Below are 20,427 nucleotides of genomic sequence, written 5' to 3' on the forward strand. Positions count from 1 at the left end.
TAGTTTAGTTGCTAATAGTATAAAATTGATGAAAGATGAAAATACAAATACATAAAAAATACCCTTTTATTTCTTATTTGACAATAACATGTTACAATTTCTTATACACACAATGAAAAAATTAATACTTATACCACTACACTTATTAATAATACATACTCACGCCTGGGGGGAAAAATTCAATAATGGAAACCTTACAAATATAAAACCACTACAAATAGGTATTATTCAGCATAATTATATAAATTTAACTCCTTATAATCAACATTATAAATATTACGCTTTCATTGGAATAACCATGACTTACAATGAATGGATTGATTTTAATATCATTCCCATTCACTTTTATCCTCACAATCCAACTTTATTATCAAATGTCTATTTTACTTTATCTATCTCTCTTTACATATTGAAATATCAAATACACATACATTCTTTCATTATTAATATTCTAATAGGAACTCAATTGCCCATAGCTCTTAGAGCAGCCATTATTACTGGTCACAATATCTCTGCTTTCCTTTTCCCTGCTTTACCTTTTGCATCTATTAAACTTAATATTCCAATTACTAATCTATTCTCTATCTTCTCTACATTCTCTTCTTCTCTACGTGAGTATTTCTTAATTGATCTAGCTATTACATTCCCTATCTAGTTATCATTGTTCTTCCAGAACCATTTGTTCCTTCTATAACTTTTATAGGAGATCATAGGAATTGAAGAGACAAGCTAGCTATGAACAGTAATGTATAAATAAAGAGATATACCTGTTATAAGAGCTGAAAGAGTAATCAGGAAAGTACCAATTTCTCTAAACTTTACAAATTCAATATATGCATTAATGCTGAATCAAAGTCTTTATCAATCACTCCACTTAATAGCAATTATTACATCACCGAATCATGAGCTACTATTCAATCTTTTTGGCACTAATAAAACTAACAAAATTGCAAAAAGTATTATAGAAAGTTTTAAGATAGAAGATAATGCTTAAGAACTATTTATAATTATAGACAAGATCAATTTCAAAAAATAGTTATAATAATATGATACAGTAAAAAGTTAACTTATATAGATGATTTCAAAAAAAAGGAATCTGCTCTCACTTCTCCTGGCAATATAGACAATGGCTATTTCTTAATAAACATTATTTAAAAGAAAAACTCAATAAAAAATTCATTCCCTTGCATTAAATGCCCTAAAACCCTCTGGAATAAGCACAACATCAACACCTGAACTTAACGATTTTTTAGTTGCATGCTCTAAACTAAAATTATTTACAATTGCCCCCATATCATATGCATCTGTCATTATAATACTAAAAATATTCAGATTATGCCTTATAATATCCACAATATCTTTTGACATACTACCCACATCCCCAGAAATCTTAGGCACCAATACATGCCCAATCATAATAAATTTTGCTTCCTTCCCAAAAAGAAATGGTACAAAATTATTTACCATCAGAAAATTTTTACTATAAGGCAATAAGGCCAAATCTTTATGGGTATCTACTTTTGTGCCTCCAAGTCCAGGAAAGTGTTTAACCACAGCAAAAACACCTTCCCTTTGTATCCCATCAACAAATGCCTCCACCATAAGACCAATATTATAAGATGAATACCCAAAAGTTCTGCTACCTAAAGGACTATCGGGAGCAAATTTAGTATCTGCTACAGGTGCCATATTTAAATTAATGCCAAGGCGTCTAAGCTGTTTTCCAAGAATTTCCCCAATCTTATATGCAAGCTGAGCATCTCCGGTCCTACCAACAAATTCCATGGCAGGAAAATTATAAACACCCAATTTCTTATTCTCACTAGCTCTACTAACTAGTCCCCCTTCTTCATCAACAGCAATCAAAATGTCAGGGCCAAGATATTTCTTCACCCCCTCAATCAACTCTCTAGTTTGTCGAGCATCCTTGAAATTTTCCCTAAATAAAATAATTCCTAATGGATTTACCTTTTCTCTTATTTTATTAAGTTCATCTCTACTAAGTGCTTGCACAGCACTAGGATTGGTGACATTCCTAATGCCAATAAACAAACAACGTTCTCTCAAAATATTTTTAAAGTCAACTCTTCCTAAAAATTCATCAATATCTACGAGATCAAATTTATCATTTTCAAAATAATCATAATCTATTTCGGGGATGGCTCCTAGTAAAACCAAACTCGAAAATAAAAGTCCAAATAACACAAATCTAAACATCCCATTTACCTCTCCTAAATACCAAATCATATTTATTCTTCAACGCATTATTAAGAGCATTATTTAAATATTTAGCAATATCAAATAGATCATCTGCAAATTTATCATTCATGTAATTACTCATAATAAGCGTATCAACAAACAATTTTGCAGGCAGAAACCTATCTCCTCTATTAACCTCAAAAATCAATGGATTATCTACCATTCTTACAACTTCCCAGGTTATTTGCTCAATTGCAGTATATTTACCAAACTCTTTATCCTGTTCAATAATCCTTATAGGCATATCTGATATTATTCTACCTATATTTTCTATCAAATATTCTAAATTAAAAAGTCCTGTAGCACAATTAAACAAAATCTTATTCCCACTACATTCAGCTTTTAGTACAGTTTCTTTAGAAATAGCACTACCAATATCAACACATGTTAATGAATTGTCATCATCTAAGACTAAAACTCCTCCCTTTGTATCTAGTGGGGTTTTAACACTAAATTCAAAGCCAGCAGAACTGTTAGTTATAGCCATTATGGCAAGAGTCTTTAAGTTGACAGTAAAACCAATATTATCAACATTCCCAATATACACAAATCTTTTTCCGGAATTATAAAGTTTAAAATAAATATCTTTTAAAACTTTAAAATTTTGACCATGGCCAGCAGGTAACGCCAAAAGAGTTTCCTCTCCGCTATTGTCATAGGTAAAATACTCATATTGACCATCATTTAATTTCTTATAGCAATAAACCAACGGCTGAATAGCTGTAAAAATATCTGTCTTTTGCAAACCACAACAATTTAAATCTTCAATCAAATTATCATCAAAAATATTATCTAAAAAACTAGAAATTAATTCATAAGTCTTAAAACTTGTCATTTGAAAAATTGAAGGCTTAATACTCTTACCATAAAGTTCATAATATCTCTTAGAAAGCATTAAAAGGTGTCGGATTTTTAATGCTAAGAATGAAAATCCATAACTACCATCTTTGTTAACATATGCGGGTATTATTCCCTTTGGCAAATTCCCAAAAGACTCCTTAGCTTCAAATATTTTATTTGCATATAAAAGATATAATTCCTCATTAAAATCATTATTTTTAAGTATATCGAAATAACTAGTTGCAGAACCTCCATTCAAAATACCAAATGAAAGATAAGGATAAAGCAATAAACCTAGTCTTTCAAGCTCATCGCCAGTAAAAACATAAAAATCGCCTTCTGATGAAAATAAAAATTTTGTAAAATCATCAATATATTTTTTCAAATTATGCTCAACAAGTTCTTTCTTAAATTTTAATTTAACAGGATGATCAACAAGACTTAAAATACTGCTATGACTCTCATTGGGAAAATTTTTAAAAGACTTGCTTAAAACTTTAAGTTTATGCATATTAAGCATATCAAGCATTTTTTTAGAAAAAATTTTATCTATTACTTCGCACATACTAAAAACCCCATTTTAAGCATAAGGTAAACAATAGTAACATATTACAAGGATTATAATAAGTAATGCTTCTTATAATAGAATATGTTACTATAATTATGCTACTACAATAAAGGTAAATATTAAAACCTAATGAGGAGGAAAATATGCTAAAAAATTATATATTAAACATGACAAATCTAAGAAATGCTATTAATAAAATGATACTTTCTCCTTCTGGCTTTAGAAAAATATTTGCAAAATCAAAAGATGAAAATTCAACAGATCATGAAATAAATGATGACGATAAAATATTGATTGCTCTTATAACCCTTACAATATCAAATTATTTTAAAGATAAACCAAAAGAATACATCAATGTTGGATTAGACTCAAGATCAACTGGAAATATAATCTCAGAGATTGTAATTAAGACACTAATCTTAAACAATGACAATGTAAATTTTTTTGGAATACTTCCAATACCAGAAATATTAGCTTATACAAAAGAAAGTCAAAATTCAAAAGGTTTTATATACATTTCTGCCAGCCATAATCCTAAAGGATATAATGGTATCAAAACTGGATTAAATGATGGAGGTGTGCTCAACTCAAATGAAATAAAGAAAATAATATGCCAAATCAGATCCAACATTGAAAATGAAAATTTAATGAATAATTTAATAACAAACTTACAAAATTTCAATAATAATGCTCTACACTTAAAAACATATGAAGTAATTATCACTTCACAAGATAAACATAAAACACGCTCTTATAACTCATATAAGTCACTAATGCAGCAAATAATTTATCCAGACAAACATAATAAAGAAAATACTAACATACTAAAAGAAAATATCATAAAAGAACCCATAGGAATAATAGGTGAGATGAATGGTAGTTCTCGCATCAACTCAATTGATAAAGAAATGATTGAATCTTTAGGAATAAAATTGGAACTTCATAACACTGAAATTGGAATCTTTAAGCACGGAATGACTCCCGAAGGGTCATCTCTAAATATGTGTAAACAAATATTAGAACAAAAATTCAAGCAAGACAATTCTTTTCAATTAGGTTATGTCCCTGACTGTGATGGAGACAGGGGCAATTTGGTTGCAATTTTTAAAAAAGGACAAGCAACCATGATTGCACCACAAAAAATATTTGCACTCTCAGTACTCTCAGAGCTTAGTTATCTTTACCATTCAGGCATTAAAGACAATTTGGCTGTCGTTGTTAATGATGCAACCTCACTAAACATCGAAAAAATAGCCATGCTATTTAACACAAAAGTTTACAGAGTTGAAGTCGGTGAGGCCAACTTAACAGAAATGGCTGGCCTCTTACGGAATAAAGGATTAATAGTAAAAATTTTTGGAGAAGGATCAAATGGAGGAAATATTACATACCCCTCAAAAGTAAGAGACCCACTAGCAACACTCTTTAGTATCATAAAACTGCTTAAAATCAAAAATATTTATAAAATATGGTGTGCACTATCTAATAATTCATATAACGAACACTACACTATTAATGATATATTAAAGACAATAAATTTTTATAGCAATGTAGAAGTATCATCAGAAAAAGCCATGCTTAAAATAAATGTAGAAAATCAAGAAATACTTAAATCCAACTACGAAAAATTATTAAAAAAAGAGTTCAACAATAATACAGTCTTACACAAATTACCAATCCATAATTATGAAATTATCAATTATGAAGGTATCAATCAAAACATCTCTAGAACAGGTGACTCCTCAGGAGGTCTTAAAGTTTTATTTAAAAATAACAAACAGGAAATAATTGCAAGTTTATGGATGCGGGGCTCAAAAACAGAACCAATATTTAGAGTACTAAGTGAGGTCAAATCTGAACATAATGCCTTACTGTATCCTCTCTTAGATTTTCACAAACATTTAATACACACTGCCAACTCACTAGCATAATATAAATTATGACGAAACTCAAACACAACCTATATTACCATAATTAGTTATATAATAAATTATGTATTTAGATTACTTTTTAAAATATTCTCTGCATGCCTCCTAACTCCATTCCACATCTTTGATATGCCCATTAAATTTTTAGCATTTTTTATAACCTCTACTGCAACTTTTCTGGTTTTATTTGTGCCTTCAAATATTACTTCATCAATATAACCTTTTTTGACTTTAAAAAATTCTCTTCTCTCTCTAATTGGCATTAAAAATTGGTTTAAAACCTCAAAAAGTCTCTCTTTAACTTCAACATCTCCAACTGTACCTTTTTTATATCTAGTCTTAAGCTCACAAAGCTCATCAATATTACTATTAAAAAGATCATGATAAATAAAAACAGGATTACCATCAACTTTTCCTGGTATATCTGCTCTTACCCTTTTTGGATCTGTAAACATAGACATAACCTTCTTGCGCAATAATTTCTCATCATCACTTAAAAATATTGCATTACCAAGACTTTTGCTCATCTTAGCCTTCCCATCAATTCCCACAAGAGCCTGGGAATCTGTAAAGATAGCTTCAGGAATTGGAAAAAAATTCTCTCCATAAAGATAATTGAATTTCCTAGCAAGTTCTCTTGTAAGTTCAACATGGGCTTCATTATCACGTCCAACTGGAACTAAATTAGCCTTTGCCATCAAAATATCTGAACTCATAAGAACAGGATAACCTAAAAGTCCATAAGGAACCTCAGATAGTCCAGCTGCAACACTCATGTCCTTTATACTAGGAATCCTTTGCAAACGATTAACCATAACAATCATTGAGAGTATTAAATTTAACTCTAAAAGCTCAGGTATAGCTGATTGCAAATAAATATTAACTTTCTCAGGATTAATTCCACAAGCTAGATAATCCAAGACCATTTCTCTAACATTAACAGGTATTTCACTAATGCTCTTTAAATCTGGCTTTGTAGTAAGAGTATGCAAATCTGCTATAATAATATAAGTCTCATATTCTTCCTGATACTTTAATCTATTCACAATAGAACCGACATAATGCCCCAAATGAAGAGAGCCTGTAGGCCTATCTCCTGTAAGCATAACTTTCTTCTGCAAATTTAACTCTCCTTATTCCCTACATTATCAACACTTAAGATCTTTGAACCACTTAAAAACACAGAAAAAGGCTTTAAACATTCTATATTATCTACTATTACTTTTATAATAACTGTAAAAGGATAGGCTATTAAAAGCCCCACAATACCCCAAAGCCATCCCCAAAAGAAAAGAAAACAAAGCAGTAAAAAAGGAGAGAGATCAAGCCTATGTCCTTGCATCTTAGGCTCAAGAATATTCCCAATCAACATTTGAACAAAAGTATTATATATAAATATATAAAGCACCAAATCTAAATTAGGATAAAACTGCACTAAAGCGGCTATCACAATAAAAAAAACTGCTAATATTGAACCTATACTTGGAATAAAATTGAACACAAATGTAAGCACGGCCCATACACGAGGAAAATCTTGTCCAAATAACTTCAAACCTATAAACACTAAAAACCCTGTAAGAAAACTAACAAAGACCTTTATTCCCAGATATTTACTAATTTGATTATTTATCGTACTTAAAGCCTCAATAAACATACTCGAAACAGACGCCCTAAAAGCATTCTTAACCTTTATGGCAAAAATATGTATTTCTGATAATAAAAAATACAACAATAAAAATAACACCACCAAACTACTTGCAAATCCAATAATCTCATTAGATATCCGTGTTAAAAAAGGATATATATATTTAGAAAAATCTATATTGCTAATAATAGCACTATCCAACTTATATTTCTCAAGAATATCTACCATAATAAAAATTAACTGTTTTTGATAATAAGGCAATTGCTCAATTAAAATTGTAACACTATAATAAACAAAACTAAACACTAAATAAGAAAATAAAAAAAGAACAAAAAAAATCACAAAAACTATTAAAACCCTTGGTATCTTGAGTTTCTTAAGAAACGTATAAATGGGATATACCAAAAATCCAAGAACCACCGCAATAGCTAAAGGTTTAAATACTGTTTGTGCTATTTTTAAAATAGCAATTAACATTATAATCAAAGCTATAACATAAAAAACAGATTGAAGTTTAACAAACTTTAACCTATCGGTTGGTTTTAGCTCTAAAGGCATCTCAATCCCCCTTAATATATTTTAATATTAATTATTACTAAATTTACTTAAAAGCAGAGTCAATACGTAAACTTAAGAATATTTATCAAAATTTAAAATCGATTCATATATTTAAATGAATTTTTTCCATTATCCAATTATATAACTTAGTTCCCTTATGATAATTAGCTTCAGCCAAATCTCCTACCCTTCTCTCTTTAACCAGCCTCTTAGCATTCTCATCATTCCCATAATAAACCGTTAATGTATTTTTATAATGATTTAAATTGTTATTCAAAATTTCAAAGGCTGGAATATCATTAAAACCATCCGCAATATAAAACATATTCTTGAAAGGAATCTCTCTTCTACTTTTTGGAATCCTCTCATTAATTTTATCATAAGATCCCTTATTTAACTCGAAAATTACCCGAGTTTTTATTGTATGATCCACGAAATAACATACGCTACTTAAAATACTATTTTCTGAAAACTTATTATCTAAATTCTGATAATAAGGCATAAGGTATGTATCTATAAATTCACATGCCCACACTTTAGTAACATAAGGAGCTATACTACTCCCCAAAATCATCTGCCTAAAACCACTTGACACAATATAAATATTTATTACTGTATCTGATTCCTTTAAATTCCTATTTATTTCACTTATTTCTTTAAACAAATCAATCACACCTTCAAAAAATTTTAATTTCGACCCCAATTCAAACAATACCTTATTATTTAATCCTTTAAAAATACCTTCTCTCACATATGTTAAAAAATGTGACAAATATATCATCTCATTAGCAATGAGATTACAATAATTTTTGTTATATGTAATAAATAAATTCTCAACTTCATCCCAAAATAAGCTAGCATCAACATTATACTCATCAAAAAGTACCTGTTGCATATTACCATAAATTAAAGTGTCATCAAAATCAAATATTAAAGCTATAATCTTTTCTTTTTTACCCATAAACAAAAAATAAATTTAAATTAACATTAACTTGTATTAAAATATATATATAACTATGAATATATTCAATATACTGTATATAGTAAGGCAATATTATATAAAATGAAAAAATGATTATGATAGATATAGGTAGTATAAATCAGATAAAAGATATTTTCTCTAGAGTATTAGATGTAAGTTTAATCAGCGTTTTAGTTTATTATATCTATAAAAACGTGATTAATTCCTATTCTGTAAACTTACTCAAAGGGATGATCATCATTACATCCATCGGTATCGTATCTTACTATTTTAACTTATACACAATAAATTGGCTATTAAATTACATTGCAAACATACTGCCTATTGCAATGCTTATACTATTTAATCAAGAAATAAAAAAAATAATTATGCAAATTGGCAATTTTAATTTATCTTTTAAAATTGCAAACAACAAAGAAGAAACCACTAAAACTATTGCTGAGATAATAAAAGCAATCAAGCATTTATCAGAAAATAAATCTGGTAGCTTAATCTGCATAGAAAAAAAAATACAATTAGAACAAATAATAAATAAAGGCATAAAATTAGATTCCATCATATCTAATGAAATCTTAATATCAATTTTTGACTATGAAACACCTTTACATGATGGAGCAGTCATAATTAGCAATAATAAAATAATTTATGCTGGTTCTTTTCTACCACTATCTAATGTCGAATCTATCAGCAAAACCTTTGGAACAAGACACAGAGCAGGTCTTGGGATTTCTGAAAGTTCAGATGCAATAACAATAATAACATCCGAGGAAACTGGTTCTATTTCACTCACACAAAATGGAAAATTAGAATATAATTTAAGCTTAAATGAAATCAAAAAAAAACTAAATCTTGCATTAATAGAATGAAGAATGATTATAACTAAAAAACTTATACGTATAATGAAATTATTATTTGAAGATTGGCACAATAAAGCTATATCTATCCTAATAGCCATTATTATGTTCACGACATTTTACTTTAATAGTATAGAATCAATTACAATAGAAAAAAAATTCAATATTTTATTAGAAGATGAAGTTACACTAGGCAAAATGCCTGACATTAACAAAATATTACTTACAGTCAAAATTAATAAAAAAGACTTAAAATATTTAGACCTCGATCGAATAGCTCTATTAGTTGAAGCTAATAACATAAAAGAAGCAGGGGAATACGAACTACCAATAAAGATCAAAAATTTTAATCCCATACCTATTGTGGAATATAAGCTTTCAAAAAACAAAATTGTACTAACCTTAGACAAAAAAATTTCAAAATTAGTTAAAGTTGAACCTAAATTTAAACTACTTGAAAAAGAGGGTAAAGGAGAATATTTCATTGCTAAATATAATATAGTGCCTGAAAAATTAACAATACATGGTCCTGAAAAAGTTATCAAAACAATAAACTCAATCAAAACCAAAATAAAAGAATTTGATATAAGCACTGTATTTATTTCAGAACATCTTGAAGTAATTTCTCCAGACCCACTCATAACACTTGACAAAAACCACGTAATAGTCAACATTACGCTAGGTAAAAAATATATACAGACAACAATAAAAAATCCTAATTTAATTTTCAATAACTTAAAAGATGGACTTGAAATAAAAAATCAAGAAAAAATCTTAGACCCAGAAAATGAGACGTTTATTAAGATAAGAAGCGGACTCTCAGAGAAGATAATTAAAATGCATATAGCTAACAAAGATATTAATCTCACTCTCGATTTAAGTCAAATTGAAATTCCTGGTATTTACAATGTCAACACAGACATAATACTTAAAAATAATACTCATGGTATAGAAGTGTATGAATATGAACCCAAAACAATAAGGGTCGAAATAATCTCAACCGAGCAATAAAATGACAAAATCAATAGGATGTGATATAATAAAGGTCACAAGATTTAATAGTTTTTTACAAAATAGAAAAAAATTAGATAGATTTTTTACACAAAGAGAAATTGAAAACTTAGAAATGAAAGGGAAAGGGATTTTAGAAAGTCTAGCTGGTAAGTTTTCAGCAAAGGAAGCATTAATCAAGGCGCTAAGCCCACTAATAAATACCAAAATAAAATATTCACTTAAAGATATTGAAATAATTGCTTTGCCAAAGGGTAACATAATATTCCAATTACATAACGATATCAAAGTCTTGATTGAACAAATGGATCTAAAATTATATTTGACAATTTCACATGAAAGGGAGTATGCTATTGCATTTGTAATAGTAGAAGATTAATTTATGAGTAAGATATCATATTTTACAAAATACGAAATTGAATGTCCTTTATGCAAATACAAATTTAGGAAAGAAGAACTATTAACAGGAAGCGGCCGACTAATATCTGGAGAGCTAAAAGTTGATTTAAAGAGAGAGTATATAAAAAATGAAAAATATGGCAATATCTACCCCAGGATATATTCAATAACAGTATGTCCTAATTGTTATCTGGCTGCTTTCCCAAACGAGTTTAATGCAATAGAAGTTGTTAATAATAAAATAAAACAACTTCTAATAGGCAGCACTGATGAACGTAAAGAAATAAAATCAATTTTCAAAGATAACCTAAACTTTGATGAACCAAGAAGACTTCAGGAAGGAGCTGCTAGTTATATCCTTGCCATAATGTGCTATGAACACCTGGATAAAAACCATAATCCAACTCTAAATCAAGCAAAATGTGCAATAAGATCAGCCTGGGTATTTGAAGATCTAGACAAGGAACACCCAAACCAAAATTATAACTATTTGCAAAAAATATTTTATCATAAAGCAGCATATCTTTATAAACTAACAATTGAAAAAGAGCAAGACAATTCAGAGCCAATTAATGCCGAAACAGTGTTTGGTCCTGATACAGATAAAAATTACGGATACGACAGTGTTTTATACCTATCAAGTCTGCTAGAATATTTTTATGGTAATAAAGAAGATAAACAATACAGATACAATCAACTAGCCGACATAAAAACTCTACTTTCTAAAATAGCCGGAATGGGAAAATCATCAAAAGAAAAACCTTCAATACTTTTGGATAAAATAAAAGAAGTTTATTTTAAAATCTCAAACGAAATAAAAACTTTCAAATAAATGAAAAAAATACTTGCAGAAATAGCATATGATGGTTCGCTATACTATGGATTTCAAATCCAACCAACAAAACCAACAATTCAAGGAGAAATTGAAAAGGCATTAGAGAAAATAAGTAAAACAAAGGTTAAAGTCCATTCAGCAGGCAGAACAGACAAAGGAGTTCATGCAAGAGGACAAATAATATCTTTTTATATAAGAATAAATATTAAACTTAAAAATCTAAAGACAGCAATAAATTCTCTCTTAAGAAAAGATATTAGAATAATAAAATTAAAATATGTAGCAGATGAATTTCAACCTAGGTTTAATGCCAAGAGAAGAAAGTATAGCTATTACATACTCAACAATGAAAACCATTACCCTTGGGAAGGGTATCAAGCTTATTATGTAAAGAAAAAACTAAATATTAACAGACTAAATGAAATGGCTAAAATGCTAATTGGAATACACGATTTTACTACCTTTTCATGCATAAAAGATCAGACAAACTCAAAATTAAAAAAAATTTACTTTGCTAGATTTAAGAAAAAAAATAAGCTTATAATCTTTGAAATCATAGGCTCCTCATTTTTATGGAAAATGGTAAGATCAATAGTAGGGACAATAATTGATATAGAGATAAAAAATGAACCTGTTTACACTTTTAAAAAAATTTTAAACTCAAAAAACAGAAAATTTACAAGAACAACAGCGCCTGCAAAAGCTTTATTTTTAGATAAGGTGTTTTATGAATAAAAGCAAACTGCTTAAAAAATTGATACTTCTCAAAATACTTGAAAATAATATATCGGGAAATATTTATAGCAAACAAGAAGAGCTTAAAAAACTCAAAAATAAAATAATAAAATCTAGAAACATAGAAATTCTAAAACATACAGAACAAAAAGATATAAAAGAAAATAATAGCCTCACAAAATCAATAGAATATAAAATAAACAAAAATGACAAAAAAGATTTATTAATAGTATATATAGACAAAAAATATTTAAATCAAAATACAGAGATAATAGTAAAAAAATGGTGTGAGAGTATTAACATATTTAATTATAAAATAATAGACAACTCTAATGCTCTAACCTTAGAGATCAAGAATCAACAACCTAAAGCAATTCTTGCTTGTGAAGAAGTAGAATTATTCTTAAATCAAAACTTAAGAATTCAAATTGTGAGAGGATTTGAATTAAACTTTAAAGGAATTCCAATAGTATTTACATATCTTCCTACAAGTCAAGTAACAAATCCAGAACTCAAGAAAGAAATCTGGCAAGACTTAAAAATAATAAAAGGCATAATAAAATATGGTTGATAGTTTGGAAAACAATTTTTACTATGAAATTGCGTTTAATATTCCCATAAATAGACTTTTTTTTTATAAGTATAAATCAAAATTAAAAACAGGAATAAGAGTAATAACAAATTTTAATGGAAAAGACACAATTGGAATCATAATCAAAAGATATGCTAAGGAAGAACTTAAGGAAGATTTTACGTTTAAAATAAAAGATATACTAAAAGTCATTGACGAGAGCGCAATAATAATAGAACATAATATTAATCTTGCACGCTGGATTAGTCAAAAAACATTTTCTGGATTCGGAGAAACTCTATTTTGTGGGCTACCTAAAATTGCAACTTCAAATAAAGGCATAAAAAATAACGACAATGAAAATTTAAACTCTAAACTACCCATTCAACTAAATGAAGAACAAAATAATATTTATAAAGAAATTATTGCATCAAATACACAAAACACATATTACCTATTCGGGGTTCCTGGTTCTGGAAAAACAGAAATATTTATCAAACTATGCGAAAACTATCTAGAACAAGAAAAACAAATAATTTTCTTAATTCCTGAAATTTCTTTGGGCTATCAAATAATTAAAAGGATCAAATCAAATTTAAGTACAAATAAAGTTTATGAATATAACTCAAAAGTATCAAATTCAAATAAAGCCTTAATATGGAACAAAGTCAAGAATAGGGAAAGCTTAATTATAATTGGTGTTAAGAGTGCATTAATGTTGCCATTTACAAACTTAGGGTTAATAGTAATGGACGAAGAACATGAATATACATATAAATCTGAAAACACTCCAAGATTTCACTCAAGACATATAGGATTTTTTCTACAAAGCACCTTTAATGCCAAATTTATAATGGGAAGCGCAACTCCATCACTTGAAGCATATCTTGCTATGGAAAATAATCAGATCAAAAAAATGATTTTGAAAAATAAATTTTTTGAAAGAACATTTAAAGAACTTAAAATAATCGACATGAAAAAAGAACGCCAATTAATATCTTCAGAATTGCTTTATAGCATACAAAAAAGTTTGCTTGATAAAAGACAAGCACTAATATTTATTAATAAAAGAGGATATTCAAAAACACTTGAATGCAAGATCTGTGGATATATAATTTGCTGTCCAAATTGTTCTTTCAATTTAACTTACCATAAAAACGAAAACAAGCTCATCTGTCATTACTGTAGTTATAAAACAAACATAATAAGCAATTGCCCTGATTGCAACTCACAAGACATCATATACAAAACATATGGAATTCAATTCATTGAAAAAGAATTAAAAAAATTTCTACCGAATGCAAGAATAGCAAGAACAGACTCTGATCTTAATAAAAAAGAAATTATTCAATCAATAAATGCATTTGAAAATGGGCAATTAGATATCTTAATTGGAACACAAATTATTGCAAAAGGTTTTAATTTTAAAGAGATCAAAACGCTAGGCATCATTAATGCAGATATTGGAATGGGTCTTCCTGATTTTAGAAGCAGTGAAAGAATTTTTGCAATAATTTCACAAGTACTAGGAAGAGCTGCAAGATTCCAAAGCGATAACACAATTATTATCCAAACAAAAAACCCAGATTATTATGCTATAAAATACGCATATGAGGGCAAATACGAAGAATTTTATAAAGAAGAGATAAAAATTCGCAAAGAATTAAATTACCCTCCCTTTAAAAAAATCATTAGGATAGTAGTTAGAAGCCACAAACAGGATGCTGCTAAACATAAATGCCTAGAATTTTTTGAAATATCTAAAAAATTATTAAATGACGAAATCGAATATCTTGGCCCATCAAAAGCCCCCATGTCAAAAATATCCAAATACTATAGGTATAACATAATATATTTATCAAAATCCTTCAATCTACTTGAAAAACTAATACGTAACACAAAAGAAAAAGTAAAATTAACAAGAGATACCTACATTGAAATAGATTATTATCCAATTTCACTGCTTTAAAAAAAATCTGCACCCTCCTTCCCAAGAGTTCTTAAGAAAGATGAGAGGACATAAAGAGCCTTATCATTATGTCCTCCTTCAGGAATAATAAGGTCAGCATATTCCTTAGTAGGTTCAATGAACCTATAATATCCTGCCCTAGTAGTACTTAAATATTGTTCAATAACGGATTCTAATGTGCGCCCCCTCTTAGACATATCTCGTTCAAGTCTCCTAATAAATCTAATATCATTGGGCGTATCAATATATATCTTTAAATCTATCAGATTGCGCACCCGTTCTTCAACAAAAATCATAATACCCTCAACAATAACAACAGGGGTTGGCACTATCTCAACGGTTTCATCCTTTCTTCTATGATTAATAAAATCATAAAGAGGCATATGAATTAATTTATTTTCTTTTATTTTCTTTAACTGTTTATAAAACAAATTGTTATCAAAAGCATCTGGATGGTCAAAATTAACATCTAAAAATTCATACTCATAATCACCGACACTCTTATAATAATTATCTTGTGATATAAGAACAAACTCAGGAATAACTTCACTAATTTTATTAACAATTGTGGTTTTCCCACTTCCAGATCCACCAGCTATTCCAATAATCTTAACCATTAACCTCTTCTTTAGCTCTAGGCAATTTAGGCATATTCTTTAACGTTCCTGCAACAAATACATTCTTAAACCCTAATCCTTTTAAAATCTTCTCAGCTTCAAAAGATTTGTTAAAACTTTTACCATAAATTATTATTTGGGTTTCAACACTACCTAACTTATCTTTTTTAGCAAATAAATTCTTGAAAGGAATATTAATTGCCTTTGCATAATGAGACTTATTATATTCCTTAGGAGATCTAATATCTAATATTTTTGCACCATTTTTAATTTTCTCTAGTAAAGCCACATTAGTTCTTTTCATCTTTAAAATAATAAAGAACCAAATATAGAAAAAAAGAAAAACTATTAAGCATATAAGTTTTATATAACTAACTATCATATCTTTTATAAGACAATAATATCAAAAAAAAAGAAATAATTGCAACAAAATTGAATTGTTTTTTAGTAAAATTAATGTAAAATTCAAGTGAATCAATAATTTCATGCTGAAGAGTAAGTAACAAAAAAATGAAGAAAAAAAGGAATAAATGGACTAGAATAAAGCAAAAGATTAAATTTTTTGTATTAAAAATACTGAGAAAACAACTTAAGAATACCCTCAAAGACCCAAAACTAATACTAATTAGCACATTACAAATAACAACTGGTTCGCTTTTAATGGCAATATCTACAAACATTTTATATATACCACATGGACTCTTAAGTGGTGGCATTGCGGGGATTGCACTTATGCTACATTACCTCTTAAGGTTTAACCTAGGACTTACAATATTCATACTAAATATTCCATTATTCATTATTGGAATCAAATTTCTAAATATAACATTCGTAATTCAAAGCTGGATCGCAATGGCTTTATATTCTCTAATGGTCAACTATTCACAATTCTTGCAATACAAAATGCAAATGAATGATATGATACTTGTATCAATTCTTGCAGGTCTCATATCAGGTCTTGGGCTCGGTCTAATATTTAAAGCAAAGGGCTCCTCAGGCGGTACAGATATCATATCTATGATAATTAAAGAAAAATATTCAATTAGCATTGGAACTACAAATTTCCTCTTTAACCTCGCAGTACTATTGATTGCAGCGGCTTTTTTCAATATTGAAATTGCTCTTTATACTCTAATTGCTTCATTTGTAACAGCTATAATGACAGATAAGACAAGTACAGGATTTGGTAACCAAAAAGCAATCCTTATTATCTCAGATAAAGGAAAAGAAATATCTTATTTAATTACCAATAAATTAAAAGTAGCAGCTACACTACTTGATGGAAAAGGCGCTTGGGCTGGAAACGATAAGACTATAGTTTTTATAGTAGTTCCCACAATGCGTATGTCCAGAATTAAATATATTTCTCAAAAAGTTGACCCTAACTGTTTTATTACAGTACTTAACACAAATGAAATAACTGGTGGAAAAAAAATTATTGAACCAATTACAAATAAAAACGATATTGCGACTTAAAACTTATCTAAAAAAACAATAAAATCATTAACAAGCAGACCTAATGTCTCTTTATCATAAAAAATCGACAAAAAATCGATGAATCTTTGTGGAAATGCTGAAATAAATTTTTTCAAAGAACCTTCTTCAATATTGATTTCAAGTTTGAAAGCATGAAGCATCAAAGACATTTCTTTAAACACTTTATCTAGTCTAGTATAGATACTATCCCCTAATATTGGATGATTTAAATGCTTCATATGAACTCTTAATTGATGCGTACGCCCTGTTTTAGGCTTTAAAGCCACTAAGGAATAATTTCCCATATTAGCTAATACTTTATACTCAGTTAATGCCCTCTTGCCTCTATTTGCATACACGCTAAATCTTTTTCTATCATATCTATCTCTATCTATAAAAGTCTCAATGATACCAGAATCAATTTTAAAATTGCCTTTAACAACTGCAACATAAACTTTCTTAACAAATCTTTCTTTAAACTGTTTGGACAAAAAATTTAAAGTTGTCAAATTTTTAGCACAAATCATTACACCAGATGTTTCCTTATCTAAACGGTGCACAATTCCAGGCCTAATTTTATCCTCTTGAAAACTATCTCTTAAGCTTGAGATATGATGTAAAAGAAAATTTACAACAGTATTATCTAAGTTAGATATACCAGGATGACTTAAAATACCTTGGGGTTTATCCACAACAATGACATTTATATCCTCATAAAGAATACTAATGGGCAAATTCAAGGGCGCTACATATTCCTTTAAATTAACTTCTTCATTAAACTCTATTAATATTCTGTCGTCTACAAAAACAGGTTTTGACAACTTTATTGAAACAAAAACACCGTCATTATATTTAAAAGCTTTTACTTCTCTTTTTTTAATTTGACTTCTAGTAAAAAAACACAGATTTTCAGACAAATAAATATCTAGTCTTTGAGAATCTTTCCTTACAATAAACTCTTTTTGAAGCTTTTTCATCTAATAAATCAAACAATCAATAAAAGCAATTATTAAAGATATTGCCAACCCAGCTGATGTCGAGATCACAAACTTCTTAAAAGTTTCCTCTTTTGAAAGCTCAAGACCACTTGAAAAAGGATATGGAAAATCTTTCCTATACATATTATCATTAAAATAATAAGACAAATCAAAACAAAATAAACCTATAAATAAAGCTATAGGAAAAGCCCCAATACTTATTGCTGAAAACCTAAATACTTTTCTACCCCAATTAGAATTAATAGTCTTTTCTACGTTTAAATTCTCATTTTCCTGAATATCTTCATAAAGAAAATCATCATCAGATTCAAGCCTCACAAAAACTTCATTACCAAAATTAATATTATTTTCGCTGGAGGAAATATTATCTCGCAGCGAAAATTTGTAATTTAAATTCAAATACTCAAAATCAAATTTAGAATAATCCAAAGGATTTGAATAAAGAATAAAAACGTTAAAAAACAAGAGCAAAAACCTAATCATCATTAATACTTTAATTTTCCAATTCTAATTTCAATGTCAAAGTTATCTCATCAACAAGCTCAGAAACACCAAAATATTGAATAGGTCCTGGGAAAACATATAGATTATTTACTGCCCATTCTTCACGATTCTTCACAAACTCATTAAAAGGTGCTCCAGTCAAATCAACAAGGGCCTTTTTAATAACAGGTTTTGAAATACCATATCTCTCTTCCATATTCATCATCATTGTCAAAGGTACTCCACCTGCAAGCCATTCAGTAGCATTTTTATTTAAGTTCTTAATACTAGACATATAACCTGTTAAGCCATTTAAAACAAGTAAAACAGCATTATATCCTAAGCTATAACAATAATCACTATCAAAATTTGAAGGGGCAACACTTCTGCCCTCATAACCAAAAAAATGATCAATGGGAACAAATTTACCACTATATTCACCAAGCTTTCTTAACTCTTCTAACCTAACATTAACCATTTCCATAAATAGCTTTTCAGTAGGAACTCTTGACACATTAAAGTTACCGTGGGGATCTCTTTCCAATACAGAATTTACAAGTTCAATTTGAATAAATAAAGGCAAAGATACATAAACTTCCCTCATATATCCACTAAGTTTAGAGATAAAAATTTTTCTTATAGCATCAACATCTAATCCCTTAAACTCACCTTCATTGCTATCAAATATATTACACAATTCAATCATCAAAGATTTAACTTCAGGAATGAATTCAATAACACCTTCAGGAACTATAATAACGCCAAAATCATATCCTTTTAAAGAACGCTTTACCACAACAGAAGTTATATCTCTCACAAGTTCTGATAAAGTTTTATTCTTTGCTAAAATTTCCTCAGATATAATGCAAATATTAGGATGGGTCTTTAATGCACATTCAAGAGCAACATGAGATGCACTCCTTCCCATAAGTTTCACAAAATGCCAATATTTCCTAGTTGACATAGCATCACGACATAAATTGCCTATCATTTCAGAATAAGTCTTAGTAGCAGAATCAAATCCAAATGAAATCTGAATATGCTCATTTCTCAAATCAGCATCAATTGTTTTTGGGACACCGATAACTTGAATATCATGATGTTTTTTCTTAAAAAACTCTGCCAATAAGGCTGCATTAGTATTTGAATCATCTCCACCAATAACAATAAGAGCATTAAGATTATTCTTAAGCACAACCGACAAAACCTGATCATACTGAGCATCGGTTTCTATTTTAGTTCGACCAGAAGATACAATATCAAAACCTCCAGTATTTCTGTAAGAATCTATTAAATCTTGCGTAATTTCAATTTTTTTATCCTCTAGTAAACCTGAAGGTCCACCTTTAAACCCAAAAATCTTGGAATTTTGATTAGACTTTTTTATCGCATCAAAAATGCCAGCAACAACATTATGTCCTCCAGGAGCAGGCCCACCTGAGAGAACTACCCCCACATTTAAAACTTTTGTAAAATCCACATTTGAAGAACCTTGAGTAAAATTTACAACTGGAAGACCATAAGTATTTTTAAAAATTTCTCTTAAAGCATCTCTATCTCCAAGGGCTTCTGTTTTTTCCCCCAAAACCACACCAATATTTTGAAAATCATTTTCTAAAATTTTAGGCAATTTTGGAGTATATTTATATCTTTCTTTTTGAAAAACTGACATCATATACCTTCTCCTTTCAAGATGTAT

Annotated in this window: 20 protein-coding genes; 10 read left to right on the top strand and 10 right to left on the bottom strand. The window is 28.7% G+C overall.

Annotation, left to right across the window (positions count from 1 at the left end; translation table 11 throughout):
• The first annotated feature begins 112 nt into the window (after positions 1-112).
• The gene (locus bhDAH_RS00005) at positions 113-655 is read left to right on the top strand and encodes a hypothetical protein (protein ID WP_226285542.1); all 543 of its coding nucleotides are present in this window, start codon (positions 113-115) and stop codon (positions 653-655) included.
• A gap of 521 nt (positions 656-1,176) precedes the next feature.
• Here the strand turns inward: bhDAH_RS00005 and bhDAH_RS00010 are convergent.
• Both bhDAH_RS00010 and bhDAH_RS00015 read right to left on the bottom strand, forming a co-directional pair.
• Positions 1,177-2,217: a glycoside hydrolase family 3 N-terminal domain-containing protein gene (locus bhDAH_RS00010; protein ID WP_043924368.1), complete on the bottom strand. Its 1,041-nt coding sequence runs from the start codon at positions 2,215-2,217 to the stop codon at positions 1,177-1,179.
• Complete coding sequence (locus bhDAH_RS00015; RefSeq protein WP_012421786.1) at positions 2,210-3,664, bottom strand: UTP--glucose-1-phosphate uridylyltransferase; 1,455 nt, start codon at positions 3,662-3,664, stop codon at positions 2,210-2,212. Before bhDAH_RS00015 ends, bhDAH_RS00010 begins: the two co-directional genes overlap by 8 nt.
• A 146-nt stretch (positions 3,665-3,810) precedes the next feature.
• On the opposite strand from bhDAH_RS00015, the gene bhDAH_RS00020 reads away from it, so the two are divergent.
• Positions 3,811-5,598 (top strand): phosphoglucomutase, encoded by a 1,788-nt coding sequence (locus tag bhDAH_RS00020; RefSeq protein WP_012421787.1) that lies wholly within the window; start codon positions 3,811-3,813, stop codon positions 5,596-5,598.
• A gap of 59 nt (positions 5,599-5,657) precedes the next feature.
• On the opposite strand, the gene trpS is transcribed toward bhDAH_RS00020, so the two are convergent.
• From trpS to bhDAH_RS00035, 3 genes are all read right to left on the bottom strand, one after another.
• On the bottom strand, positions 5,658-6,716 hold the full coding sequence (gene trpS / locus bhDAH_RS00025) for a tryptophan--tRNA ligase (RefSeq protein WP_012421788.1): 1,059 nt from the start codon (positions 6,714-6,716) through the stop codon (positions 5,658-5,660).
• Positions 6,717-6,718: 2 nt separating this feature from the next.
• Positions 6,719-7,798 (bottom strand): AI-2E family transporter, encoded by a 1,080-nt coding sequence (locus tag bhDAH_RS00030; RefSeq protein WP_012421789.1) that lies wholly within the window; start codon positions 7,796-7,798, stop codon positions 6,719-6,721.
• 103 nt (positions 7,799-7,901) lie between these two features.
• Complete coding sequence (locus bhDAH_RS00035; RefSeq protein WP_043924369.1) at positions 7,902-8,759, bottom strand: HAD family hydrolase; 858 nt, start codon at positions 8,757-8,759, stop codon at positions 7,902-7,904.
• A 116-nt stretch (positions 8,760-8,875) separates the two neighbouring features.
• Between bhDAH_RS00035 and cdaA the strand changes: the two genes are divergently transcribed.
• The 7 genes from cdaA to priA are packed head-to-tail and all read left to right on the top strand — an operon-like array spanning position 8,876 to position 15,154.
• Positions 8,876-9,646, top strand: coding sequence for a diadenylate cyclase CdaA (cdaA, locus tag bhDAH_RS00040; protein ID WP_043924370.1), 771 nt, complete (start codon positions 8,876-8,878; stop codon positions 9,644-9,646).
• Between the two features lie 3 nt (positions 9,647-9,649).
• Positions 9,650-10,645, top strand: a complete 996-nt coding sequence (locus tag bhDAH_RS00045; protein WP_012421792.1) for a YbbR-like domain-containing protein — start codon at positions 9,650-9,652, stop codon at positions 10,643-10,645.
• 1 nt (position 10,646) lies between these two features.
• Positions 10,647-11,024: a holo-ACP synthase gene (locus bhDAH_RS00050; protein WP_012421793.1), complete on the top strand. Its 378-nt coding sequence runs from the start codon at positions 10,647-10,649 to the stop codon at positions 11,022-11,024.
• 3 nt (positions 11,025-11,027) lie between these two features.
• Positions 11,028-11,876 (top strand): DUF2225 domain-containing protein, encoded by an 849-nt coding sequence (locus bhDAH_RS00055; protein ID WP_012421794.1) that lies wholly within the window; start codon positions 11,028-11,030, stop codon positions 11,874-11,876.
• On the top strand, positions 11,877-12,614 hold the full coding sequence (gene truA / locus bhDAH_RS00060; RefSeq protein ID WP_012421795.1) for a tRNA pseudouridine(38-40) synthase TruA: 738 nt from the start codon (positions 11,877-11,879) through the stop codon (positions 12,612-12,614). It begins immediately after the preceding gene.
• Entirely contained in the window at positions 12,607-13,185 is a 579-nt protein-coding gene (locus tag bhDAH_RS00065) for a uracil-DNA glycosylase family protein (protein ID WP_012421796.1), read from the top strand. The genes truA and bhDAH_RS00065 overlap by 8 nt, the downstream gene beginning before the upstream one ends.
• Positions 13,178-15,154 carry a replication restart helicase PriA gene (priA, locus tag bhDAH_RS00070; protein ID WP_012421797.1) on the top strand — a complete coding sequence of 659 codons (1,977 nt, stop codon included), beginning with the start codon at positions 13,178-13,180 and terminating at the stop codon, positions 15,152-15,154. Before bhDAH_RS00065 ends, priA begins: the two co-directional genes overlap by 8 nt.
• Here the strand turns inward: priA and udk are convergent.
• Positions 15,151-15,771 (bottom strand): uridine kinase, encoded by a 621-nt coding sequence (udk, locus tag bhDAH_RS00075; RefSeq protein WP_012421798.1) that lies wholly within the window; start codon positions 15,769-15,771, stop codon positions 15,151-15,153. The genes priA and udk overlap by 4 nt on opposite strands.
• Positions 15,764-16,153: a rhodanese-like domain-containing protein gene (locus bhDAH_RS00080; RefSeq protein WP_012421799.1), complete on the bottom strand. Its 390-nt coding sequence runs from the start codon at positions 16,151-16,153 to the stop codon at positions 15,764-15,766. The genes udk and bhDAH_RS00080 overlap by 8 nt, the downstream gene beginning before the upstream one ends.
• A gap of 128 nt (positions 16,154-16,281) precedes the next feature.
• Between bhDAH_RS00080 and bhDAH_RS00085 the strand changes: the two genes are divergently transcribed.
• The gene (locus tag bhDAH_RS00085) at positions 16,282-17,247 is read left to right on the top strand and encodes a YitT family protein (RefSeq protein ID WP_012421800.1); all 966 of its coding nucleotides are present in this window, start codon (positions 16,282-16,284) and stop codon (positions 17,245-17,247) included.
• Here bhDAH_RS00085 and bhDAH_RS00090 read toward each other — a convergent pair.
• Genes bhDAH_RS00090 through bhDAH_RS00100 form a run of 3 tightly spaced genes read right to left on the bottom strand, consistent with a single transcriptional unit; the run spans position 17,244 to position 20,403 of the window.
• Positions 17,244-18,224 (bottom strand): RluA family pseudouridine synthase, encoded by a 981-nt coding sequence (locus bhDAH_RS00090; RefSeq protein ID WP_012421801.1) that lies wholly within the window; start codon positions 18,222-18,224, stop codon positions 17,244-17,246. The two genes, bhDAH_RS00085 and bhDAH_RS00090, sit on opposite strands and share 4 nt — an antisense overlap.
• Positions 18,225-18,731 (bottom strand): hypothetical protein, encoded by a 507-nt coding sequence (locus bhDAH_RS00095; RefSeq protein ID WP_012421802.1) that lies wholly within the window; start codon positions 18,729-18,731, stop codon positions 18,225-18,227. It lies immediately after the preceding gene.
• A 7-nt stretch (positions 18,732-18,738) separates the two neighbouring features.
• Complete coding sequence (locus bhDAH_RS00100) at positions 18,739-20,403, bottom strand: diphosphate--fructose-6-phosphate 1-phosphotransferase (protein WP_012421803.1); 1,665 nt, start codon at positions 20,401-20,403, stop codon at positions 18,739-18,741.
• Positions 20,404-20,427: the final 24 nt, after the last annotated feature.

The organism is Borrelia hermsii DAH (assembly GCF_023035675.1).
Classification (GTDB): domain Bacteria; phylum Spirochaetota; class Spirochaetia; order Borreliales; family Borreliaceae; genus Borrelia; species Borrelia hermsii.

Coding starts and splice junctions, on each gene's coding strand:
- bhDAH_RS00005 (WP_226285542.1), top strand. CDS start 113: ATGAAAAAATTAATACTTATACCACTACACTTATTAATAATACATACT.
- bhDAH_RS00010 (WP_043924368.1), bottom strand. CDS start 2,217: ATGTTTAGATTTGTGTTATTTGGACTTTTATTTTCGAGTTTGGTTTTA.
- bhDAH_RS00015 (WP_012421786.1), bottom strand. CDS start 3,664: ATGTGCGAAGTAATAGATAAAATTTTTTCTAAAAAAATGCTTGATATG.
- bhDAH_RS00020 (WP_012421787.1), top strand. CDS start 3,811: ATGCTAAAAAATTATATATTAAACATGACAAATCTAAGAAATGCTATT.
- bhDAH_RS00030 (WP_012421789.1), bottom strand. CDS start 7,798: ATGCCTTTAGAGCTAAAACCAACCGATAGGTTAAAGTTTGTTAAACTT.
- bhDAH_RS00035 (WP_043924369.1), bottom strand. CDS start 8,759: ATGGGTAAAAAAGAAAAGATTATAGCTTTAATATTTGATTTTGATGAC.
- cdaA (WP_043924370.1), top strand. CDS start 8,876: ATGATAGATATAGGTAGTATAAATCAGATAAAAGATATTTTCTCTAGA.
- bhDAH_RS00045 (WP_012421792.1), top strand. CDS start 9,650: ATGATTATAACTAAAAAACTTATACGTATAATGAAATTATTATTTGAA.
- bhDAH_RS00050 (WP_012421793.1), top strand. CDS start 10,647: ATGACAAAATCAATAGGATGTGATATAATAAAGGTCACAAGATTTAAT.
- bhDAH_RS00055 (WP_012421794.1), top strand. CDS start 11,028: ATGAGTAAGATATCATATTTTACAAAATACGAAATTGAATGTCCTTTA.
- truA (WP_012421795.1), top strand. CDS start 11,877: ATGAAAAAAATACTTGCAGAAATAGCATATGATGGTTCGCTATACTAT.
- bhDAH_RS00065 (WP_012421796.1), top strand. CDS start 12,607: ATGAATAAAAGCAAACTGCTTAAAAAATTGATACTTCTCAAAATACTT.
- priA (WP_012421797.1), top strand. CDS start 13,178: ATGGTTGATAGTTTGGAAAACAATTTTTACTATGAAATTGCGTTTAAT.
- udk (WP_012421798.1), bottom strand. CDS start 15,771: ATGGTTAAGATTATTGGAATAGCTGGTGGATCTGGAAGTGGGAAAACC.
- bhDAH_RS00080 (WP_012421799.1), bottom strand. CDS start 16,153: ATGATAGTTAGTTATATAAAACTTATATGCTTAATAGTTTTTCTTTTT.
- bhDAH_RS00085 (WP_012421800.1), top strand. CDS start 16,282: ATGAAGAAAAAAAGGAATAAATGGACTAGAATAAAGCAAAAGATTAAA.
- bhDAH_RS00090 (WP_012421801.1), bottom strand. CDS start 18,224: ATGAAAAAGCTTCAAAAAGAGTTTATTGTAAGGAAAGATTCTCAAAGA.
- bhDAH_RS00095 (WP_012421802.1), bottom strand. CDS start 18,731: ATGATGATTAGGTTTTTGCTCTTGTTTTTTAACGTTTTTATTCTTTAT.
- bhDAH_RS00100 (WP_012421803.1), bottom strand. CDS start 20,403: ATGATGTCAGTTTTTCAAAAAGAAAGATATAAATATACTCCAAAATTG.